Below are 17231 nucleotides of genomic sequence, written 5' to 3'. Positions count from 1 at the left end.
ACCCATGAGCAGTCGCACCCTCTGCCTGCATCTGCGCATCTGGCGCCAGGAATCAGCCCAGGCTCCTGGCGGCTTCTGCGACTACACCCTGGAGTCGGTGTCGGCCGATCTGTCGCTGCTGGAGGCGCTGGATCAGCTCAATGAGCAGCTGATCACAGCGGGCGAGCGGCCGGTGTCGATGGAGCACGACTGCCGCGAGGGCATCTGCGGCAGCTGCGGCTTCCTGGTGAACGGCCAGGCCCATGGCCCCCGCGCCGCCACCAGCGTCTGCCAGCTCTATCTGCGCCAGTTCAGCAGTGGTGAGCGGCTCACCCTCGAGCCCTGGCGTGCGGCGGCCTTCCCCCTGGTGCAGGACCTGGCCGTGGATCGCTCCGCCCTCGACCGCCTGATCGCCGCCGGTGGCTACTGCTCGGTGAACACCGGCCAGGCGGCGGATGGCAACGCCATGCTGGTGGGGGCCGAACAGGCCCGATCCGCCTTCGACACAGCCACCTGCATCGGCTGTGGCGCCTGCGTGGCCAGCTGCCGCAATGCCTCCGCCAGCCTGTTCGTGGCCGCCAAGCTGGCCCACCTGGGCCAGCTGCCCCAGGGCCAGCCGGAGCGCGCCCGGCGGGCGCGGGCGATGCAGCAGCAGATGGGTCAGGAGGGTTTCGGCAGCTGCAGCAGCCATCTGGAATGCGAGGCCGTGTGCCCCCAGGAGATCTCCGCCGACTGGATCAGCTGGATGCACCGCGAGGAGCGCCGAAGCGCCGGATGAAGGCAGCCAGGGCCATCGGCCCGCAGCGCCGCTGCCAGCCCACCTCACCGGGATACTGCCGCCAGCAGGAGAGGTGCACCCCGCTGGAACGCAGGCAGAGGAGGTAGCGGTAACCCGCCTGACGGCAGGCGGGATGGGCCTCCGCGGCAGCGATTGCCGGCAGGGGAGCAAAGATCTCGGCCAGTTCCGCCGCGCTGGCCGCCGGCTGGCCCGTGGCCTGCAGCGGCGCCGCCAGCAGGCCGGCGATCCGCTGGGGGAAGCCATCCCCGGCCAGCCACCAGTGGCGCTGGGCGGCACTGCGCAGATCCACCAGGGAGATCAGCGCTCCGCCGGACCCTAGGGGGCAAGACCCGGGGGCAGACGGAAGGGCGCTGGGCGGAGCAGCAGGTGAAGGGGCTGTCGGTGCGACGGCCTGGCGAAGGGGCACGGCGGAGCAGAAGCGATCTCCTGTTCAGTGCCCCGGGCGTCTCAACCGGGTTCAGAGCGCCACGGAGGGCTGGCAGAACAGCACGATCAGCCAGATAGCCCCCACGATCGGAATCAGGCTGAGCAACAGCCAGGGCCAGGGCTTGCCGATGTCCCGCAGGCGCCGCACACAGATCAGAATCCCCGGCAGCCGGGATCGCTAGGACGACAAACCCGTACCTGAGTACCTCCAACGGTTGCCCAGTACTTCGGCATTGAAGACACTTCCAGGTGAAAGGCGATTCAATTATGAAAAACCTGGCCCCTACTCGTGTTCTCCACTGAGCAAGCAAGCCGATTATAAGCGGATGGACTTAGATGACTCCACTGGGAGTCGAGCGATGACATGAGGGGATGCTGCCTAGCGTATTGCATCAATTGCTTGACGTCTCTCCGATTCAAGCTAATCTTTAATTGAAGGTGTAGCTTCTATGGAACAGTCTTCTCCGGGACTCGAGGATGCACGAGCATACTCTCAGAGAGTCAAAGATCTGAGAGAGCTCAAGCTTGCGTCCATAAGGATCGGATGGATGTTTGCATTCCACCTGTTCTTAGGCTTCTTTGCATCACTTTACTATTCTATCAGGACAGGCCATTGGAAGCCTTTTTGGTGTGCAACCATTGTTGGGGTTCCAGTTGCAATTTTTTATTTGGCAGCGATTAGCACAGCTTCTTCAGATGTATCTGGAGCGATTGCGCTGCTTTCGGTGCTAGGGTTTATTCCGCCGCTTATGTCATTTCTCATGTTTAGTAGTAAGGCAAATGAAATGAGAGTACGCCGTAAGATAGCCGATCCAATAGAGGCTGATATGATGATCTATCAAGCGCTCTCTGGCAAAGCCAGCTCGCGCCCTTAAGGCGGAGTCCGGCTCTAAAAACATCGAATTACTTCCCGATCACCCATGGCCATGGTTGTTCATGAAACCGTGGCCATGTGCTGCATCAGATCGATGCACTTGCAGCTGTAGCCCCACTCGTTGTCGTACCAGGCCACCAGCTTCACGAAGGTGTCGGTGAGGGCGATGCCGGCGCCGGCATCAAACACCGAAGTGCAGCTCTCACCGAGGAAGTCCGTGGACACCACGGCGTCTTCCGTGTAGCCGAGGATGCCGGCCATCGGCCCTTCGCTCGCGGCCTTCATCGCCGCCTTGATCTGGTCGTAGCTGGCCGGACGGGCCAGGTTCACGGTGAGGTCCACCACCGACACATCGGGGGTGGGCACGCGGAAGGCCATGCCCGTGAGCTTGCCATTGAGCGCCGGGATCACCCGGCCCACGGCCTTGGCCGCACCGGTGGAGCTGGGGATGATGTTCTGGCCCGCGCCACGGCCACCGCGCCAGTCCTTGGCCGAGGGGCCGTCCACGGTCTTCTGGGTGGCGGTGGTGGCATGCACGGTGGTCATCAGCCCGCTCTCGATGCCGAAGCTGTCGTGCAGCACCTTGGCCATCGGTGCCAGGCAGTTGGTGGTGCAGCTGGCGTTGGACACGATCGCCTCGCCGGCGTAGCTGCTGTGGTTCACGCCCATCACGAACATCGGCGTGGCGTCCTTGGAGGGGGCGCTCATCACCACGCGCTGGGCGCCGGCCTCCAGGTGGGCCCGGGCGCTGGCCTCGGTGAGGAAGAAGCCGGTGCTCTCGAGCACGTAGTCGGCCCCGATCTCGCCCCAGCGCAGGTTGGCGGGATCCCGCTCGGAGCTCACCCGGATCGCCTGGCCATTCACGATCAGTTTGTCCCCCTCGACACTCACCTCGCCGGCAAAGCGGCCATGGGTGGAGTCGTGGCGGAGCATGTAAACCAGGTAGTCGAGGTCGATCAGATCGTTGATGCCCACCACTTCCACGCTGCCGAGACTCACGGCGCGGCGGAAGGCCAGGCGTCCGATGCGGCCGAAGCCGTTGATGCCGATGCGGAGGGTCATGGGTGACGGCGCAGCAGAAGGGAGCTCAGGATTCTGAGCCTACGGACTGAGCGGGCCTGGGCTGAACACCGCGCTCGGGCAGAGGCTGCTGCGGCCATCGGCGAAGGCCATGCCGATGCGCACGTTGCGATGGGCGGTGGCGCCGTCAGCAGACTCGGTGAGCACGGCCATCAGCTGTTCGCTGTAGCGCTGCCGCTGCGTCGCGGTGATCAGGCCATCGCGTTCGAGGGCACAGAGGGTGCGCATTGCCCCGTTGCCCTTGCCGAACATCAGCATGAACGACTCCTTCTGCGTGGCTCCGGTGCCTTCGGGGGGCGCCTGGGCAGCGGCTCGAGTGCCAGCGAGCACTGTGATCGCCAAGGCACTGAGCCCGATCGAACCCAGGCGGGTCACGGCACGCCTGATGGAACCGAGCCCGACCAAGGCGGTGACTTTCCCTGCGCTGAAGGCCTGGTGGCGCAGGCTGGTCAAGGCAGGGCTTCGTCGTCTTCCAGCAGCAGTTGCTGGAAGGCCGTGTAGAGCTCCTGATGTTCGCCGATCAGCCGGGGGTCGGGGCGGCCCAGACCCTTGCCGTTGCTGCTGGCGTTGGCTTTGCCGGGGCGGGACGACTCCCGATTTGATGGCGCTTCGGCCCTCGAGCCAGGCGTTGTCGCAGGCGCCGGTTGGCGCTTCAGACGGGCGGCCTCCAGCGTCCGCAGCCGATCCAGCAGGTGCGGCGGCACGGTGCCATCGGCGCTGGCCTGAATCAGCTCAGCGAAGAGCGTCTCCGGATTGGTCTCCGTTTCCAGCTTGTGGCGGGGCTGGTCGGCCCTGGGTCTGCGGGCCGCGGGGGGCTCGGGGACGGGCAGGGGCTTGGGCAGCGAACGGCCCAGCTGACGCAGGCGCTCCAGGCTTTGGGCGTCGAAACTCATGGCACAGGTGAGGCGGATCTGGGTCGGCGCTCAGCCGCAGTTGAGGCTGTCCCGGGTGTCGCGCCCGGTGATCGGATTGGTGCCCCGGGCCGCCGCGCAGAGCACCTTGAGAGCATCGCCGCGCAGGGGCACATTGGTGAAGTCGGCGCCGTCAATGATCACGTCCGTGAACTTGGCGTTGAAGGCGAAGGCATCCTCCAGCACGGCGTTGGTGAGATCGGTGCCGTTGAACACCGCTGAATCGAGGGTGGCCTCGCGCAGGTTGGTGTTGCTCATGTCGGCATCCTGCAATTTGGCGCCGTAGAGGCTCGCTCCCTGCAGATCGGAGCCCGAGAGGTCGGCGTCGCGCAGGTTGGTGAGGTTGAAGGTGCCGCCGCGCAGGTCCTGGCCGTGATAGTCGGCACCGATCAACACCTGCTTGGCCACATCCACGGCGGCGAAGGCCGATGCCGGACTCCACAGGATCAGAGCCAGCACCAGACTGAGCCACACCCCGCCACGCCGGGGCCACCAGCCGGCCCGGCCGGGTGCGACGGCAGAGAGCGGGCTCTCAGGAGTGGGGGGCACGGCCATCGGGCTGATGCGGCCGCTGGCCGCTGGATCGGACAGCTCATGCTGATGCACCGCATCGGCTCCTGTGGCACCCGCTTGGCCAGCGGCTGTGGCAATGCTGCCCGGCAGGATCGGGCGCCGGCCGCCGGCGCCCCCAGCGGAGCAGGGAATGGCGGCGCGATCGACCCTGCAGCGGCGGGGAGACTGGGCCGAACAGCGGGCCCTGCGCCTGCTGGGCTCCCGCGGCTGGACCCTGCACTCGCGGCAGTGGCGCTGCCGCTGGGGCGAGCTCGACCTGGTGCTCAGCAAGCCGCAGCGGCTGCTGCTGGTGGAGGTGAAGGCCCGCTCCCGCTGCGGCCCCGACGGCTGGGGCCAGGCGTCCCTGGGGCCCCGCAAGCGGCTCAGGCTGCAGCGGGCCTGGAGCTGCTGGCTGGAGGCCCACCCCGCCTGGGCCGACTGCCCCGTGGAACTGGTCTATGCCCTGGTGGCGCTGCCCCCCTCGCGCCGGGCGGTGCGCTGGATTCAAGTGAGCTTCTGAACGGGCGCCGCAGGCCGGGCCCCCTGTTCAGGGTGTGGCCTCCTGGGCGCCATCGCCGCTCGGCGAGGGGGCCGCGGGGTCGAACCACACGGTGCAGCGATAGCGCACGTTGTTCATCCCCACCTCAATCTCCTCACAGCGCTCCCGGGTCTCGGTGGCTCCGGCCGGCATCTGTTCGCGGGCCCGCTGCAGCGCATTCTCCCGGTTCCAGATCGACGAGGCCGTGGCACTGCCGGCCAGGGCTGGCGCGGCCCCTGCCAGAGCGGTGGCCACCGCAGCGGCCAGGGCAGCGGCCAGGGCGCAGACCGGAGCCAGGGGGGGAGAAGCGTGAGCCATGGCGCCAGCAGAAGGGCTACACCCTTACTAGCGGCGCTGGCGCCGGCGGACAGGCAGGCTGAGGTCCGTGCCCGCCCCACCATGACCTTCGCCGCCCATCGCGCCCGCAAGCGCTTCGGCCAGCACTGGCTGATGGACGGGGCCGTGCTGGATCGGATCGTGGCGGCCGCCGAGCTGGAGGCGGGGGAGGTGGTGCTGGAAATCGGTCCTGGCCGGGGCGCCCTCAGCGAGCGCCTGCTGGCCAGCCCGGCCGCCCGGGTGGCTGCCATCGAGCTCGACCGCGACCTGGTGGCCGGCCTGCAGCAGCGCTTCGGTGCCGATCAGCGCTTCCAGCTTCTGGAAGGCGATGCCCTGGCCGTGCCCCTGCCCGAGGCCCACAAGGTGGTGGCCAACATCCCCTACAACATCACCGGTCCACTGCTGGAGCGGCTCGTGGGCCGGCTCGATCAGCCCGTGAGCCCGCCCTACCGGCGGCTGGTGCTGCTGCTGCAGCAGGAGGTGGGCGAGCGGATCCGCTGCCGGCCGGGCAGCTCCGCCTATTCCGCCCTCAGCGTGCGCATGCAGCTGCTGGGCGAGTGCCGCGGCGTCTGCGCCGTGCCCCCCCGTTGCTTCCAGCCCCCGCCGAAGGTGCATTCGGAGGTGATCGTGATTGATCCCCACCCTCCGCAGCAGCGGCCGGAGCCCGCCCTGGCCCGGGCCACCGAACAGCTGCTGCGCCGCTGCTTCGCCACCCGCCGCAAGATGCTGCGCAACAGCCTGGCGGGCCTGGCCTCGCCGCCGCAGCTGGATGCCGTGGCCGAGAGCGCCGGTGTGAGCCTGCAGCAGCGGCCCCAGGAGCTCGCGCCGGCGGCCTGGCTGGCCCTGGCGGCGGGCTTGAATCGGCCCAGTTGAATCGGGTGCCGTTGCCCGGGCGCAGCCATGGCTGAACTGATCGTGTGGTCCCCGGCCAAGATCAACCTGCATCTGGAGGTGCTCGGCCTGCGCGGCGACGGCTTCCACGAGCTGGCCATGGTGATGCAGACCATCGCGCTGCTCGATCGGCTGCGGCTCAGTCCCAGCGCCGATGGCCGGATTCAGCTGAGCTGCGACAACCCCAGCCTGCCCACGGACGGCGCCAACCTGATCGTGAGGGCGGCTGAGCTGCTCAAGGCCCGGGCAGGACTGCCCGAGCTCGGCGCTCACCTGCACCTCGACAAGCGCATCCCCGTGGGAGCCGGCCTGGCGGGGGGCTCCAGCAATGGCGCCGCCGCCCTGGTGGGGTTGAACCATCTCTGGGGTCTGGGCTACAGCGAGGCTGAGCTGGCGCTGATGGCGGCCGAGCTGGGCTCCGACATGCCCTTCTGCATCGGCGGCGGCACCCAGCTCTGCTTCGGGCGGGGGGAGCGGCTCGAAGCCCAGCCGGCGCCCCGGGGTGGCGGTTGGGCCGTGCTGCTGCTCAAGCATCCGGCCGCCAGCGTCAGCACCCCCTGGGCCTACCGGCAGAGCCGCCAGCAGCGGCAGGCGAGCTACCTGGAGGGCGAAGCGGCCTTCGAGCAGCGGCGCCAGGCCCTGCGGCAGGGGCCATTGCTGCGGGCCCTGCAGGGTCTGGAGGCGCTGCCGCCCCTGCGCAACGATCTGCAGGCGGTGGTGGAACCTGCCGAAGCCACGGTGCGCCAGGGGCTGGCCCTGCTTCGCCGCGCCGACGCGGCCCTGGCCGTGGCGATGAGCGGCTCCGGGCCCAGCCTGTTCGCCCTGTTCGCCGATCTGGAGGCGGCCCGCCGCAGCCAGGCCAGCCTTGCCTCCGATCTCGCCGCCGCTGGATTCGACAGCTGGACCTGCCCCCTGCGGCCGCAAGGTGTCAGCCTGGAGGCGTGACTGAGCTCCCTTCCCCATCCAACGACGGCCCCGCCGGTGCCTCCTCAGAGGCCCCCAGCGAGAGACCCCGCAAGGGGCCCCTCAGTTTTCTATCGGGATCTCTGACGGCAGGGATGCTGGGCTGGCTCACCCTGGGCCTGAGCCAGCGCGTGGTGCTGTACTACGGCGCCCACCCGCCCCACTACGACTCCGCCATCGCCCAGAGCATCGCCACGGCGCTCAAGACGCTGATCATCGGCATGAGCTTCCTGGCCACCTTCACCTTCGGCTTCATCGCCCTGGGTCTGGGCCTGGTGTTCGTGCGCAGCCTGGCGCCTGGATCCCCATCCGCTCACAGCGGCGACACCGAAGCGGAGGAGGCCACCTAGCCTGCCGTCATGACACTGCACGATCTGGGCCTGCTGGTCACCCTGCTGCTGCCGGGCATGTTGCTTTCGGTGCTGATCCTCAGCACCTTTGCCGCTGGCGGCTGAGCGCTTCAGGCCGAGATGCGCCTGAGGCTGAGATAGGTTGGCGCCCAGTCGGTGCTTGCCAACGCGTGGCCGAAACGCTGCTGTTCAACGCTCTCCGCGAAGCCATCGACGAGGAGATGGCCCGCGATCCCTATGTCTGCGTGATGGGGGAGGACGTGGGCCAGTACGGCGGCTCCTACAAGGTGACCAAGGACCTCTACGAGAAGTACGGCGAGCTGCGGGTGCTGGACACCCCGATCGCCGAGAACAGCTTCACCGGCATGGCCGTGGGGGCTGCCATGACCGGCCTGCGGCCGATCGTGGAGGGCATGAACATGGGCTTCCTGCTGCTGGCCTTCAACCAGATCTCCAACAACATGGGGATGCTGCGTTACACCAGCGGCGGTAACTACACGATTCCGGCCGTGGTGCGCGGACCCGGCGGCGTCGGCCGCCAGCTCGGCGCTGAGCACAGCCAGCGGCTCGAGGCCTACTTCCATGCCGTTCCGGGCATCAAGATCGTGGCGGTGAGCACGCCCACCAATGCCAAGGGGCTGATGAAGGCGGCGATCCGTGACAACAACCCGGTGCTCTTCTTTGAGCACGTGCTGCTCTACAACCTCAGCGAAGACATTCCCGAAGGCGATTACATCTGCGCCCTCGATCAGGCCGAGGTGGTGCGCGAGGGCAGCGATGTGACGATCCTCACCTATTCGCGCATGCGGCAGCACTGTCTCAAGGCCGTGCAACAGCTCGAGGCTGAGGGGATCGATGTGGAGCTGATCGACCTGGTCAGCCTCAAGCCCTTCGACATGGCCACCATCGCCCGTTCGATCCGCAAGACCCACAAGGTGATCGTGGTGGAGGAATGCATGAAGACCGGCGGCATCGGCGCCGAGCTGCTGGCCCTGATCACCGAGCACTGCTTCGACGACCTCGACGCCCGGCCGCTGCGGCTCTCCTCCCAGGACATCCCCACCCCGTACAACGGCGGGCTCGAAAACCTCACGATCATCCAGCCCCATCAGATCGTCAAAGCCGCCCAGGACCTCACCAGCGGGTCGTTCTGAGATGGCACGACAACAGGGGTGGTTCGCCCTGATCCTGGCCCTGGCGATCGCCGCCTCGGCCCTGCTCGTCACCTTCCCGCTGCAGCTGGGCCTCGACCTGCGCGGCGGTAGCCAGCTGACCCTGCAGGTGATGCCCGCCGGCGCGATCACGTCGGTGGATCAGGAACAGCTCGAAGCGGTGAAGGAGGTGCTGGAGCGCCGCATCAACGGCCTCGGCGTGGCCGAGTCCACCCTGCAGACCGTGGGCAACGACCAGCTGGTGCTGCAACTTCCCGGTGAGCAGGACCCCAGCCGGGCCGCCAAGGTGCTGGGCTCCACTGCCCTGCTGGAATTCCGCGCCCAGCGGGCCGGCACCGAACAGGAGATGCAGGGGCTGCTGAGCCTCAAGCGCCAGGCCGAGGCCGTGCTGAACCTTGAGCGCCAGCGTCGCAGCGCCCTCAACAACCCCGCTGCGGCCGGCGCTGATAACGAGGCCGCCCAGCCCCCCGCCGATTTTCCTGAAGACCAGCTGGCCCAGGCCCTGCGACAGCTCGACATCGCCGTGCCCGCTGGCGCCAGCGAGATCGACCAGTTGGAGCTGCTGCTCGACGCGGTGAACACCCAGATCGTGGCGCTCTACGAGCCCGCCGCCTTCACGGGCAAGGAGCTGGTCACGGCCGGACGCCAGCAGCAGCAGAGCGGCAGTGGCTGGGAGGTGACGCTCAGCTTCACCCAGACCGGTGGTGAACAGTTCGCCAACCTGACCCGCAACATCGCCGGCACGGGGCGCCTGCTCGGCATCGTGCTGGATGGCCGTTCGATCAGTGAGGCCAGCGTGGGGCCCGAGTTCCAGGCCGCCGGCATCGCCGGCGGGGCCGCCAGCATCACCGGCAACTTCACGGCCGAAGAGGCGCGGGATCTCGAGGTGCAGCTGCGCGGCGGCTCGCTGCCCCTGCCGATTCGGGTCGTGGAGGTGCGTACCGTCGGTCCCTCGCTCGGCGCCGACAACATCCGCTCCAGCCTGGTGGCCGCCCTGCTGGGCCTGGCACTGGTGGCGGTGTTCATGGTGCTGGTGTACCGGTTGGCCGGAGTGGTGGCCGTGCTGGCCCTGAGCCTCTACGCCCTGTTCAACCTGGCGCTCTATGCCCTGATCCCCGTGACGCTGACCCTGCCGGGCATCGCCGGCTTCATCCTCTCCCTCGGGATGGCGGTGGACGCCAACGTGCTGATCTTTGAGCGGATCAAGGACGAGCTGCGCTCGGGCAGCACCTTGATCCGCTCGATCGAAACCGGCTTCAGCCTCGCCTTTTCCTCGATCCTGGATGGCCAGCTCACCACCCTGATCAGCTGCGTGGCCCTGTTTGCCCTGGGCACGGGCTTCGTCAAGGGCTTCGCCGTGACCCTGGGCATCGGCGTGCTGCTCAGCCTGTTCAGTGCCTTCACCTGCACCCGTACGCTGCTGCGGCTGCTGATGAGCTATCCGGCCCTGCGCCGGCCCAGCTACTTCCTGCCGCGGATCCAGCTGCCCGCGGCCACCTCCTGATCTCCCTGCCCCGCTCCGTGTTGTTCCCTTGGCGCCGATGACTCTTCTGAGCAGCCTGCTGGGTGTGCGGGTCAACCGCCGCCGCCGCCAGTTCTGGGCCATCTCCGCCGTGGCCCTGGCGCTGAGCCTGCTCGGTCTCGGACTCTCCTGGAGGGCGCCCAGCATCGGCGCGCCCTTGCGCCTCGGCCTGGATTTCACCGGCGGCACCCAGATCCAGATTGCCCGACTCTGTGGAGAGCGCTGCGCTGAGCTCGGCAGCGACGCGGTGGAAGTGCGGCTGGAAGGCCTCACCCTGCCCGTTGAAGACGACGGGGCTCGGCCCCCCAGCCTGGGGGGCTCCTCTGTGCAGCTTCTCGATGGCGGAGAGCAGGTGCTGCTGCGCCTGCCCAGCCTCAGTGCCGCCCAGGGCCAGGCCGTGGTGGATGGTCTGCAGTCCCTGCTGGGCCCCACCGATCCAGCCGGTCTCGCCGTGGAGACGATCGGCCCCACCCTCGGCGCCCGACTGCTGCGGGCCAGCCTGATCTCCCTGGCCGTGAGCTTCGTGGGCATCTCCGCCTACATCACCTTCCGCTACGACCGCCTGTTTGCCCTGCTGGCCCTGCTCTGTCTGGGCCATGACGTGCTGATCACCTGCGGGGTGTTCGCCTGGCTGGGGCTGCTGGCCGGGGTGGAGGTGAACAGCCTGTTTGCGGTGGCCCTGCTCACCATTGCCGGCTATTCGGTGAACGACACCGTGGTGATCTTCGATCGCATCCGCGAAAAACGGGGTCAGCTCAAGGAGTTGCCCCTGGCCGATCAGGCCGATGCCGCCGTGTCCGCCACCCTCACCCGCTCCATTTACACCACCTTCACCACCCTGTTGCCGTTGGTGGCCCTGATTCTCTTCGGTGGCAGCACCCTGTTCTGGTTCGCCGTGGCCCTCAGCGTGGGCGTGCTGGTGGGCGCCTGGTCGAGCGTGGCGGTGGCGCCGACCCTGCTCCCCGTGCTGGCGAAGTCCTGAGAGCCATCCCCCCCATGAGCTCCCTGCCTTGAAGCGCCCGATTCCGGCCCTGCCGATCCTGCTGGGCCTGCTTGCCCTGGTGGATCTGCGCTTCGATCTGCGCCTGCTGGCCGACCACTTCACCTTCACCACCCTCTGGAACACCGTGGTGCATCACGCCCTGGCGGTGCTGGTGCTGCTGCTGCTTCCGGACCTCTGGCGCCGTTACCGCTGAGCCGGGCTCAGCTGGTCCAGCGGTCCATCACCCGCTGCACCACCACGGTGCTGAAGATCACCTGGAGCACCACCACCAGCGGCAGGGCCAGCAGCACCCCCGGCAGGCCCAGCAGGGTGCCCAGGCTGAGCTGGGCCATCAGGGCCACGGTGGGCAGCAGATTCACCGTGCGGCTGAGCAGGATCGGGGTGAGCAGGAAGGCCTCGCCGTTCTGCAGCACCAGGCGCAGCACCAGCACCTGCAGCACCTTGGTGGGCGACACCAGCAGCGCCACGGCCAGTGGCAGCAGGGTGGCGGCGGTGGGGCCGATCGTGGGCACGAAGGTGAGCAGGCCGCACACCAGGGAGCTGAGCAGGGCCAGGGGCACCTGCAGCAGGCTCAGGCCGGCCCAGGTGAGCAGAAACACCGTCACCGCCGAGAGGGTCATGCCCGCCAGCCAGCCCCCCAGGGCCTCGCGGCACTCCTCGAGCAGCTGCACCATCTGCGGGCGCCACTTGGCCGGAGTGATCGCCACCACCAGCTGTCGGTGGTGCCGGGGGTCGAGGGCCAGCAGAATCGCCAGCAGCACCATCAGCAGCAGCTGCACCGTGCTGTTGGCGGCTCCCCCTGCCACGCCGAGCAGCTGGGCGCCCAATGGCTGCAGGCCCTCCCAGCTGTTGAGCCGCTCCAGGGTCTGGTCGAGCCTGGGCAGCCAGGTCACCCGGGCGATCAGCTCGGCCAGCCGAGCCCCCACCTCCGGGATCAGTTGGCCCAGCTGGCTGATCTGGCCCAGCAGCTCCGGCAGCAGCTGCTGGGTGAGCCAGGCGCCAAGCACCAGCAGGATGGCGATCACCAGGGCCAGGGCCTGGGTGCGCTGCAGGCGCAGCCGCCGCATCAGCAGTGTGGTGGGCACATCCAGCGACACCGCCAGCACCACGGCGCCGAACAGCACCAGCAACACCCAGCGCAGGGCCCAGGTGAGCATGGCCAGCAGCACCAGCACCAGCACGCCCAGCACAGTGCGTCCATCCAGTCCCGTGCTGGGCCGGCGGCGCGGACTCCTGGGCGGGTGGGCAGGAGGCACGGCTGCCATCAGCTGGCCAGGGGCGGCCGCTTCCAGCGGTCGAGCACATCGTGGATCAGCACCTCCTTCACCACCACCTGGAGGCACACCGCCAGGGGCAGGGCCAGCAGCAGCCCGAGCGGGCCGAACACCACGGTGAACAGCAGCTGGGCCGTGAGGGTGAGGCCGGGCAGCAGATTGAGCTGGTGCTGCATCACCGAAGGGGTGATCAGATAGCTCTCCAGGTTCTGCACCGCCACATAGAGCAGCAGCACGGCCAGGGCCTTGATGGGGCTGTCCAGCAGCGCCACCGACATCGGGAACACGGTGCTGAGCGTGGGGCCGATGTTGGGAATGATGTTCAGCAGCCCCGCCAGCACCGCATTGGCGGCCACCAGCTTCACCCCCAGCAGGCTCAGGCCGATCGCCGCCAGCACCCCCACGCACAGGGAGCTGATCAGCACGCCCACCATCCAGCCGCTGAGGGCATCGCCGCAGCTCACCAGCACCTTGCGAAACCGCCGCCTGTAGAAGGAGGGCACCAGCAGCACGGCGATCTCCCGATAGGCCAGGGGCTGCAGGGTGATCATCAGGGCCACAGCCACCACGAACAGCAGCTGCAGCAGGCCCGTGCCCAGGCCGCCGGCCAGGCCCAGCAGCTGCAGGGCTCCACCCCTGAGGTTGCTGGGTTCACCGCCGCTGAACAGACCCTCGCGCAACCAGTCCAGGCCGCCATCACTGCGGCCGTAGAGCATCTGGCTGGCCCGGGAGATCAGGTCGCGGGTGAGATTCAGCAGGGTGGTGGCCGCTGCGGGCAGCTTTGACACCAGTTCCCCGAACTGCTCGACGAAGGGCGGGATCACGGCCGTGGCCAGCACCGCCAGCACCACCGACACCAGGCCGAGGCTGAGCACCACGGCGAGGGGACGGCCGCATCCCAGCCGCTGCCGCATCCAGCCGATCAGGGTGCAGAGGGCCATGGCCACCACCACGGCCGCGAACAGGGTGAGCAGGCTCTGGCGCAGGGTCCAGAGCAGGGTCAGGGCTGCCACCAGGGCCAGCAGGCCGAGCCATTGGCCGAACCGCAAGGTCTCAGTCCTCGCTGGGGGCGTCGCTGGCGGCTTCGCCCTGGTCAGCGGCGGGCTCAGCGCCGCCCCCGCTCGAGAAGCCCAGCTCGTGGCTGTCCGCATAGCGCTGGGCAAAGCGCATGAACCGCTCGAAATCGGCGGTGGTCTTCCAGGTGTAGGTGGCCTCGAGGGCGCTGGCCTTGCCGTTCACGAAGCGCGCCTTGACCTCCCGGGTCACCATCTCCCCCTCCTCATCCACCAGGAACATGCCGGTGATGTCTCCCATGGTTTCCGGGGCCAGGGCCTGGGGCTCCTCGAACACGAACATCGCCTGGCCGGTGCGCCCGTCCCGGGAGCGCGTCAGCCGAATGTCGGGCACGACCGGTTCATCCACACCACGGAAGAACTGAATGGCTGCACCCATGGGGAAGAGGCAAAGGTCAATCCTAGGCAGTGGCCCTGGAATGGCCCCACCATGGCGCTCAACCTGTCTCCTGGCCTCGCTGCCGCCTGACATAGTGGAACCAGCGGGCCCTGCTCAGACACGCTCAATCCATGCTCTCCGGCGCACCGGTTTCCGCCAACGTCAGCCCTGAGGATCTGCTCCAGCGCTTCCAGGCGGCCACGGCCCGGCAGCGCCGCGCCCTGCTGGGCCCCGTCCAGCAGCGGGTCGCAGAACTGCGGCCGCTGCTGGCCGATCACCTGGCCGGCCTGGATGCCACAGGCGACGACTGGGCTGCCGGCGCCCTGATTCAGTTGCTGCTGGAGACCCCCAGCGCCGAGGCCCAGGCCTTTCTGGACCTCCATCCCCAGGGCTGGCTGGCCACGTCCAGTGCCGCAGGCATCGACTACGCCCCCTTGCAGCTGCAGCTGGCCCGGATGGCCTTTGAGGAGGCCGATCGCCTCACCAGTGCCATCCTGCGGGAGCTGGCCGGCGCCGCCGCGGTGACCCGTGGCTACGTCTATTACAGCGAGGTGCCTGCCATGCCGGCTCCAGATCTCGAAGCGCTCGATCGTCTCTGGGTCTGCTATTCGCGCGGGCGCTTCGGTTTCTCGGTGCAGGGCCGACTGCTGCAGGCTTGCCAGGGGCGGTGGGAGCAGCTCTGGCCCCGTCTGGGCTGGAAGCAGGACGGGCGCTGGACCCGCTATCCAGGCTCCTTCGCCTGGACCATCGACGCTCCTGAGGGCCACATGCCCCTGGTGAACCAGTTGCGAGGGGTGCGCCTGATGGATGCGCTGCTGAACCAGCCGGCCCTGCAACAACGCATCAACCGATGACGCCCCAGGCCTGTTGCACCACCCCCCTGCCATCTAGGGTCAATCCAAGGCCAAGAACCTGCGGTTGATGGCGCTTCGCTGGTCTGATTTCATCACTCCCTCCACACTGCAGCTGGCGCCTCTGGTGGAGTTGCTGCTGGAACCTGTGCGCTGCCTCCAGCTGCAGGCCGAGCTGCAGCTGGGGCTGCAGGAGGCTCTGGTGAATGCCGTGCGCCATGGCAATGGCTGTGATCCGGCCAAGTGTCTGCGCATTCGCCGGATCGAGACACCCCGCTGGGTGGTGTGGCAGGTGCAGGACGAGGGCCCTGGGGTGCCTGAATCGGCGCGCTGCTGCCAGCTGCCCCTGGCCCTGGACTCCTGCGATGGCCGGGGCCTGTTCCTGATTCACCACTGTTTTGACGACGTGCGCTGGAGTCCGCGCGGCAACCGCTTGCAGCTGGCCGTGAGGCGCGAGCGGCTGCGGCCGGCGCTCAGCGCCCGTGGCTGGGGCAGCCTGGATCGCTGATCTCGGCCCTCAACCAGAGCAGGGCGTGCTCCACCAGGGCGAGGGCCTCCTGCCTGGCCGGCGTGCTCTGACGGCTGCCGGGATCATCGCAGCTGGTGAGCTGCACGAGGGCGGCGGCCAGCTGTTCGGCGCCGCGGCGGCAGCGCTGAGTCTTGAGGGCGTGCCAGTCGCGGTCACCGATCGTGAGCGAGCGATGCAGGCAGCGGGCCTGGTCGGCGGCCCCGTCGGGCCAGCCAGCGCCTGCAGTGGTCGACGAAACCCCAGAGGGCCGTGTTGAAGCCGTGTCCACTGGACGAAACTGCATCGGCTGAACCATCCTGACGCTTCTGCCGCGCACCTGGGCTGGAACCACCGATGCGGACTCCGCCTCACCGTCTGCGCCGCCGCGGCGCCCATGGGCCTCGGCGACCCGTGGCCCTGCTGCACCATCTCGATGGCCTGCTGACCCTGGCGGCCATGGCGGCGCGGGTCAGCGGCGTTCGGCAGCGCCGCCAGCGGCAGCGGCTGGCCCTGGCTCAGCGCCTGCTGGATCCCCTGCCGGGGGAGCTGGCCTCGCCCCAGCGCATGGAGGTGTGGTTCTGGCGCCTGTGGCGCTGGGGCACCCCCGGCTTGCTGCTGGCCTGGTGGTTGAAGAGCTGAAAGGCTGTGCCTCAGTGCTAGTTTCTGCGCCGCAGACAGAGCGGCGGCTTGGGATGGGACTGTTCGATTCCCGGGATCGATTTCTGCAGTTCTGTGAGCCCTTTCAGCAGCTCACCAATTCCCAGAGCCTGCAGGATCTGTTTGCTCTCTATTGCCAGGGTCCCAAGCCAGGCTATTTCCTCGAATTCGGCCTCGCTAACGGCAGTCGCCTCTCCAACACCCTGCTGCTTGAGATCATGGGCTGGAAGGGTCTGGGAGGAGAGCCCAATCCCCTGTTGCGGCGCGATGCTGAGGCCCGGCGTTCGATTCCGGTGGTGGCTGAGGCCCTCTATTCCCGCAGCGGCGACACGCTGAGCTTTGCCTGCAACGGCCTCTACGGCGGCCTGGACGCCACGGGCGAGCGCCGGGTGATGGAGCCCCGTTCCGGTTTCACCGACACGATCGAGGTTCCCACGATCACCTTGGGAGACCTGCTGGATCGGCACAACGCCCCCAAAGTGATCGACTATTTCTCCCTGGATGTGGAGGGGGCCGAGCTGATGGTGCTCAGCCATCTCCCCCTGGATCGCTATCGCTTCCGTTGCTTCACGATCGAGCACAACTTCTCGCCGGAGCGGAAAAAGATCCTGCGGCTGATGCAGCAACAGGGATTCCGCCGGGTGTTCAAGCAGCTCAGTGGTCACGACGACTGGTACGTGAACACGGCGTCCCGTTTCCGCGGCTGGCCCACGCGGTTGCTGAGGCGCCTCGATGACGAGCGCGGCCGTCTGCACCTGGCCCGCATTCAGGCGGGCGTGCTGCACGATCCGGAGCAGGGGATCGCCAGGCTCTACGCCGTGATCTTCTCGAAGGCCAGGCCCCACCCCCGCGGCTTCCTGGAGTTGGCCGCCCTGCTGGAGTCCCAGGGTCGCCCTCTGGAGGCAGCGGGCGTTCTCGAACGTGGCCACCGGCTTCACCCTGCCAATGCCCGGCTGGCCGGTCGCCTCTCGGCGGTCAGGGCCAACGGGGAAACCATGCCGAGAGATCCCGCCCCTGCCCTGGCCCCCGGCTCAGGCCAGGGCTCAGCCAGCCACGAACTGTGAAGGAAAACCGGCGTTGGTATTGATGGCTA

General features: G+C 68.2%; 25 protein-coding genes. 14 read left to right on the top strand and 11 right to left on the bottom strand.

Annotated features, from left to right (window positions below; translation table 11 throughout):
* The first annotated feature begins 4 nt into the window (after positions 1-4).
* Positions 5-757, top strand: a complete 753-nt coding sequence (locus CyaNS01_RS06790; protein WP_186699855.1) for a succinate dehydrogenase/fumarate reductase iron-sulfur subunit — start codon at positions 5-7, stop codon at positions 755-757.
* Here CyaNS01_RS06790 and CyaNS01_RS06785 read toward each other — a convergent pair.
* The gene (locus CyaNS01_RS06785) at positions 717-1067 is read right to left on the bottom strand and encodes a hypothetical protein (protein ID WP_186699853.1); all 351 of its coding nucleotides are present in this window, start codon (positions 1065-1067) and stop codon (positions 717-719) included. The two genes, CyaNS01_RS06790 and CyaNS01_RS06785, sit on opposite strands and share 41 nt — an antisense overlap.
* Positions 1068-1235: 168 nt before the next feature.
* On the bottom strand, positions 1236-1361 hold the full coding sequence (locus CyaNS01_RS06780) for a DUF805 domain-containing protein (RefSeq protein ID WP_370561795.1): 126 nt from the start codon (positions 1359-1361) through the stop codon (positions 1236-1238).
* Positions 1362-1752: 391 nt separating this feature from the next.
* On the opposite strand from CyaNS01_RS06780, the gene CyaNS01_RS06775 reads away from it, so the two are divergent.
* Positions 1753-2079: a hypothetical protein gene (locus CyaNS01_RS06775; RefSeq protein ID WP_186699851.1), complete on the top strand. Its 327-nt coding sequence runs from the start codon at positions 1753-1755 to the stop codon at positions 2077-2079.
* A 59-nt stretch (positions 2080-2138) separates the two neighbouring features.
* Here the strand turns inward: CyaNS01_RS06775 and gap are convergent, their stop codons facing one another.
* The 4 genes from gap to CyaNS01_RS06755 are packed head-to-tail and all read right to left on the bottom strand — an operon-like array spanning position 2139 to position 4624.
* Positions 2139-3140: a type I glyceraldehyde-3-phosphate dehydrogenase gene (gene gap / locus CyaNS01_RS06770; RefSeq protein WP_186699849.1), complete on the bottom strand. Its 1002-nt coding sequence runs from the start codon at positions 3138-3140 to the stop codon at positions 2139-2141.
* Positions 3141-3179: 39 nt separating this feature from the next.
* Complete coding sequence (locus tag CyaNS01_RS06765) at positions 3180-3611, bottom strand: hypothetical protein (protein ID WP_186699847.1); 432 nt, start codon at positions 3609-3611, stop codon at positions 3180-3182.
* Positions 3608-4051, bottom strand: coding sequence for a hypothetical protein (locus tag CyaNS01_RS06760; RefSeq protein ID WP_186699845.1), 444 nt, complete (start codon positions 4049-4051; stop codon positions 3608-3610). Before CyaNS01_RS06760 ends, CyaNS01_RS06765 begins: the two co-directional genes overlap by 4 nt.
* Positions 4052-4081: 30 nt before the next feature.
* Positions 4082-4624: a pentapeptide repeat-containing protein gene (locus tag CyaNS01_RS06755; protein WP_186699843.1), complete on the bottom strand. Its 543-nt coding sequence runs from the start codon at positions 4622-4624 to the stop codon at positions 4082-4084.
* 148 nt (positions 4625-4772) lie between these two features.
* Between CyaNS01_RS06755 and CyaNS01_RS06750 the strand changes: the two genes are divergently transcribed.
* Positions 4773-5141, top strand: a complete 369-nt coding sequence (locus tag CyaNS01_RS06750) for a YraN family protein (protein WP_186699841.1) — start codon at positions 4773-4775, stop codon at positions 5139-5141.
* Between the two features lie 27 nt (positions 5142-5168).
* On the opposite strand, the gene CyaNS01_RS06745 is transcribed toward CyaNS01_RS06750, so the two are convergent.
* Positions 5169-5477: a hypothetical protein gene (locus tag CyaNS01_RS06745; protein ID WP_186699839.1), complete on the bottom strand. Its 309-nt coding sequence runs from the start codon at positions 5475-5477 to the stop codon at positions 5169-5171.
* A gap of 81 nt (positions 5478-5558) precedes the next feature.
* Between CyaNS01_RS06745 and rsmA the strand changes: the two genes are divergently transcribed.
* The 7 genes from rsmA (at position 5559) to CyaNS01_RS06710 (ending at position 11589) form a co-directional block, all read left to right on the top strand.
* Entirely contained in the window at positions 5559-6368 is an 810-nt protein-coding gene (rsmA, locus tag CyaNS01_RS06740) for a 16S rRNA (adenine(1518)-N(6)/adenine(1519)-N(6))-dimethyltransferase RsmA (RefSeq protein WP_186699837.1), read from the top strand.
* Positions 6369-6395: 27 nt separating this feature from the next.
* Positions 6396-7331, top strand: coding sequence for a 4-(cytidine 5'-diphospho)-2-C-methyl-D-erythritol kinase (gene ispE / locus CyaNS01_RS06735; RefSeq protein WP_186699835.1), 936 nt, complete (start codon positions 6396-6398; stop codon positions 7329-7331).
* On the top strand, positions 7328-7699 hold the full coding sequence (locus tag CyaNS01_RS06730; RefSeq protein WP_186699834.1) for a DUF3082 domain-containing protein: 372 nt from the start codon (positions 7328-7330) through the stop codon (positions 7697-7699). The genes ispE and CyaNS01_RS06730 overlap by 4 nt, the downstream gene beginning before the upstream one ends.
* Positions 7700-7869: 170 nt before the next feature.
* Positions 7870-8853, top strand: a complete 984-nt coding sequence (locus tag CyaNS01_RS06725; RefSeq protein WP_186699832.1) for a pyruvate dehydrogenase complex E1 component subunit beta — start codon at positions 7870-7872, stop codon at positions 8851-8853.
* Between the two features lies 1 nt (position 8854).
* Positions 8855-10375, top strand: a complete 1521-nt coding sequence (gene secD / locus CyaNS01_RS06720; RefSeq protein ID WP_186699830.1) for a protein translocase subunit SecD — start codon at positions 8855-8857, stop codon at positions 10373-10375.
* Between the two features lie 37 nt (positions 10376-10412).
* The gene (secF, locus tag CyaNS01_RS06715) at positions 10413-11375 is read left to right on the top strand and encodes a protein translocase subunit SecF (protein WP_186699829.1); all 963 of its coding nucleotides are present in this window, start codon (positions 10413-10415) and stop codon (positions 11373-11375) included.
* 28 nt (positions 11376-11403) lie between these two features.
* Positions 11404-11589 (top strand): hypothetical protein, encoded by a 186-nt coding sequence (locus CyaNS01_RS06710; protein WP_186699827.1) that lies wholly within the window; start codon positions 11404-11406, stop codon positions 11587-11589.
* A gap of 7 nt (positions 11590-11596) precedes the next feature.
* Here CyaNS01_RS06710 and CyaNS01_RS06705 read toward each other — a convergent pair whose 3' ends face one another.
* From CyaNS01_RS06705 to psb28, 3 genes are read right to left on the bottom strand one after another with little or no spacing between them, the layout of a single operon-like run.
* Entirely contained in the window at positions 11597-12601 is a 1005-nt protein-coding gene (locus tag CyaNS01_RS06705; RefSeq protein WP_186700423.1) for an AI-2E family transporter, read from the bottom strand.
* 59 nt (positions 12602-12660) lie between these two features.
* On the bottom strand, positions 12661-13719 hold the full coding sequence (locus CyaNS01_RS06700) for an AI-2E family transporter (protein WP_186699825.1): 1059 nt from the start codon (positions 13717-13719) through the stop codon (positions 12661-12663).
* Between the two features lie 4 nt (positions 13720-13723).
* Entirely contained in the window at positions 13724-14122 is a 399-nt protein-coding gene (gene psb28 / locus CyaNS01_RS06695; RefSeq protein ID WP_186699823.1) for a photosystem II reaction center protein Psb28, read from the bottom strand.
* Between the two features lie 131 nt (positions 14123-14253).
* On the opposite strand from psb28, the gene CyaNS01_RS06690 reads away from it, so the two are divergent.
* Positions 14254-14976, top strand: coding sequence for a GUN4 domain-containing protein (locus CyaNS01_RS06690; RefSeq protein ID WP_186699821.1), 723 nt, complete (start codon positions 14254-14256; stop codon positions 14974-14976).
* Positions 14977-15043: 67 nt separating this feature from the next.
* Positions 15044-15481 (top strand): ATP-binding protein, encoded by a 438-nt coding sequence (locus CyaNS01_RS06685; RefSeq protein WP_186699820.1) that lies wholly within the window; start codon positions 15044-15046, stop codon positions 15479-15481.
* On the opposite strand, the gene CyaNS01_RS06680 is transcribed toward CyaNS01_RS06685, so the two are convergent.
* Entirely contained in the window at positions 15447-15785 is a 339-nt protein-coding gene (locus tag CyaNS01_RS06680; RefSeq protein ID WP_222934206.1) for a DUF6439 family protein, read from the bottom strand. The genes CyaNS01_RS06685 and CyaNS01_RS06680 overlap by 35 nt on opposite strands.
* A gap of 50 nt (positions 15786-15835) precedes the next feature.
* Here CyaNS01_RS06680 and CyaNS01_RS06675 point away from each other — a divergent pair, with 50 nt between their 5' ends.
* Positions 15836-16120: a hypothetical protein gene (locus CyaNS01_RS06675; RefSeq protein ID WP_186699818.1), complete on the top strand. Its 285-nt coding sequence runs from the start codon at positions 15836-15838 to the stop codon at positions 16118-16120.
* Between the two features lie 53 nt (positions 16121-16173).
* Positions 16174-17202: an FkbM family methyltransferase gene (locus tag CyaNS01_RS06670; protein WP_186699816.1), complete on the top strand. Its 1029-nt coding sequence runs from the start codon at positions 16174-16176 to the stop codon at positions 17200-17202.
* The last annotated feature ends 29 nt before the right edge of the window (positions 17203-17231 follow it).

It is taken from the genome of Cyanobium sp. NS01 (assembly GCF_014280235.1).
GTDB lineage: Bacteria > Cyanobacteriota > Cyanobacteriia > PCC-6307 > Cyanobiaceae > NIES-981.
This window is presented reverse-complemented; position numbering and strand designations above follow the sequence as displayed.

Bases quoted from the DNA above. Each gene is read 5' to 3' on its own strand.
- CyaNS01_RS06680 (WP_222934206.1), bottom strand. From the start codon at position 15,785: ATGCAGTTTCGTCCAGTGGACACGGCTTCAACACGGCCCTCTGGGGTT.
- CyaNS01_RS06775 (WP_186699851.1), top strand. From the start codon at position 1,753: ATGTTTGCATTCCACCTGTTCTTAGGCTTCTTTGCATCACTTTACTAT.
- rsmA (WP_186699837.1), top strand. From the start codon at position 5,559: ATGACCTTCGCCGCCCATCGCGCCCGCAAGCGCTTCGGCCAGCACTGG.
- secF (WP_186699829.1), top strand. From the start codon at position 10,413: ATGACTCTTCTGAGCAGCCTGCTGGGTGTGCGGGTCAACCGCCGCCGC.
- CyaNS01_RS06790 (WP_186699855.1), top strand. From the start codon at position 5: ATGAGCAGTCGCACCCTCTGCCTGCATCTGCGCATCTGGCGCCAGGAA.
- CyaNS01_RS06755 (WP_186699843.1), bottom strand. From the start codon at position 4,624: ATGGCCGTGCCCCCCACTCCTGAGAGCCCGCTCTCTGCCGTCGCACCC.
- CyaNS01_RS06690 (WP_186699821.1), top strand. From the start codon at position 14,254: ATGCTCTCCGGCGCACCGGTTTCCGCCAACGTCAGCCCTGAGGATCTG.
- gap (WP_186699849.1), bottom strand. From the start codon at position 3,140: ATGACCCTCCGCATCGGCATCAACGGCTTCGGCCGCATCGGACGCCTG.
- CyaNS01_RS06750 (WP_186699841.1), top strand. From the start codon at position 4,773: ATGGCGGCGCGATCGACCCTGCAGCGGCGGGGAGACTGGGCCGAACAG.
- CyaNS01_RS06675 (WP_186699818.1), top strand. From the start codon at position 15,836: ATGCGGACTCCGCCTCACCGTCTGCGCCGCCGCGGCGCCCATGGGCCT.
- CyaNS01_RS06745 (WP_186699839.1), bottom strand. From the start codon at position 5,477: ATGGCTCACGCTTCTCCCCCCCTGGCTCCGGTCTGCGCCCTGGCCGCT.
- CyaNS01_RS06760 (WP_186699845.1), bottom strand. From the start codon at position 4,051: ATGAGTTTCGACGCCCAAAGCCTGGAGCGCCTGCGTCAGCTGGGCCGT.
- ispE (WP_186699835.1), top strand. From the start codon at position 6,396: ATGGCTGAACTGATCGTGTGGTCCCCGGCCAAGATCAACCTGCATCTG.
- CyaNS01_RS06670 (WP_186699816.1), top strand. From the start codon at position 16,174: ATGGGACTGTTCGATTCCCGGGATCGATTTCTGCAGTTCTGTGAGCCC.
- psb28 (WP_186699823.1), bottom strand. From the start codon at position 14,122: ATGGGTGCAGCCATTCAGTTCTTCCGTGGTGTGGATGAACCGGTCGTG.
- secD (WP_186699830.1), top strand. From the start codon at position 8,855: ATGGCACGACAACAGGGGTGGTTCGCCCTGATCCTGGCCCTGGCGATC.
- CyaNS01_RS06685 (WP_186699820.1), top strand. From the start codon at position 15,044: ATGGCGCTTCGCTGGTCTGATTTCATCACTCCCTCCACACTGCAGCTG.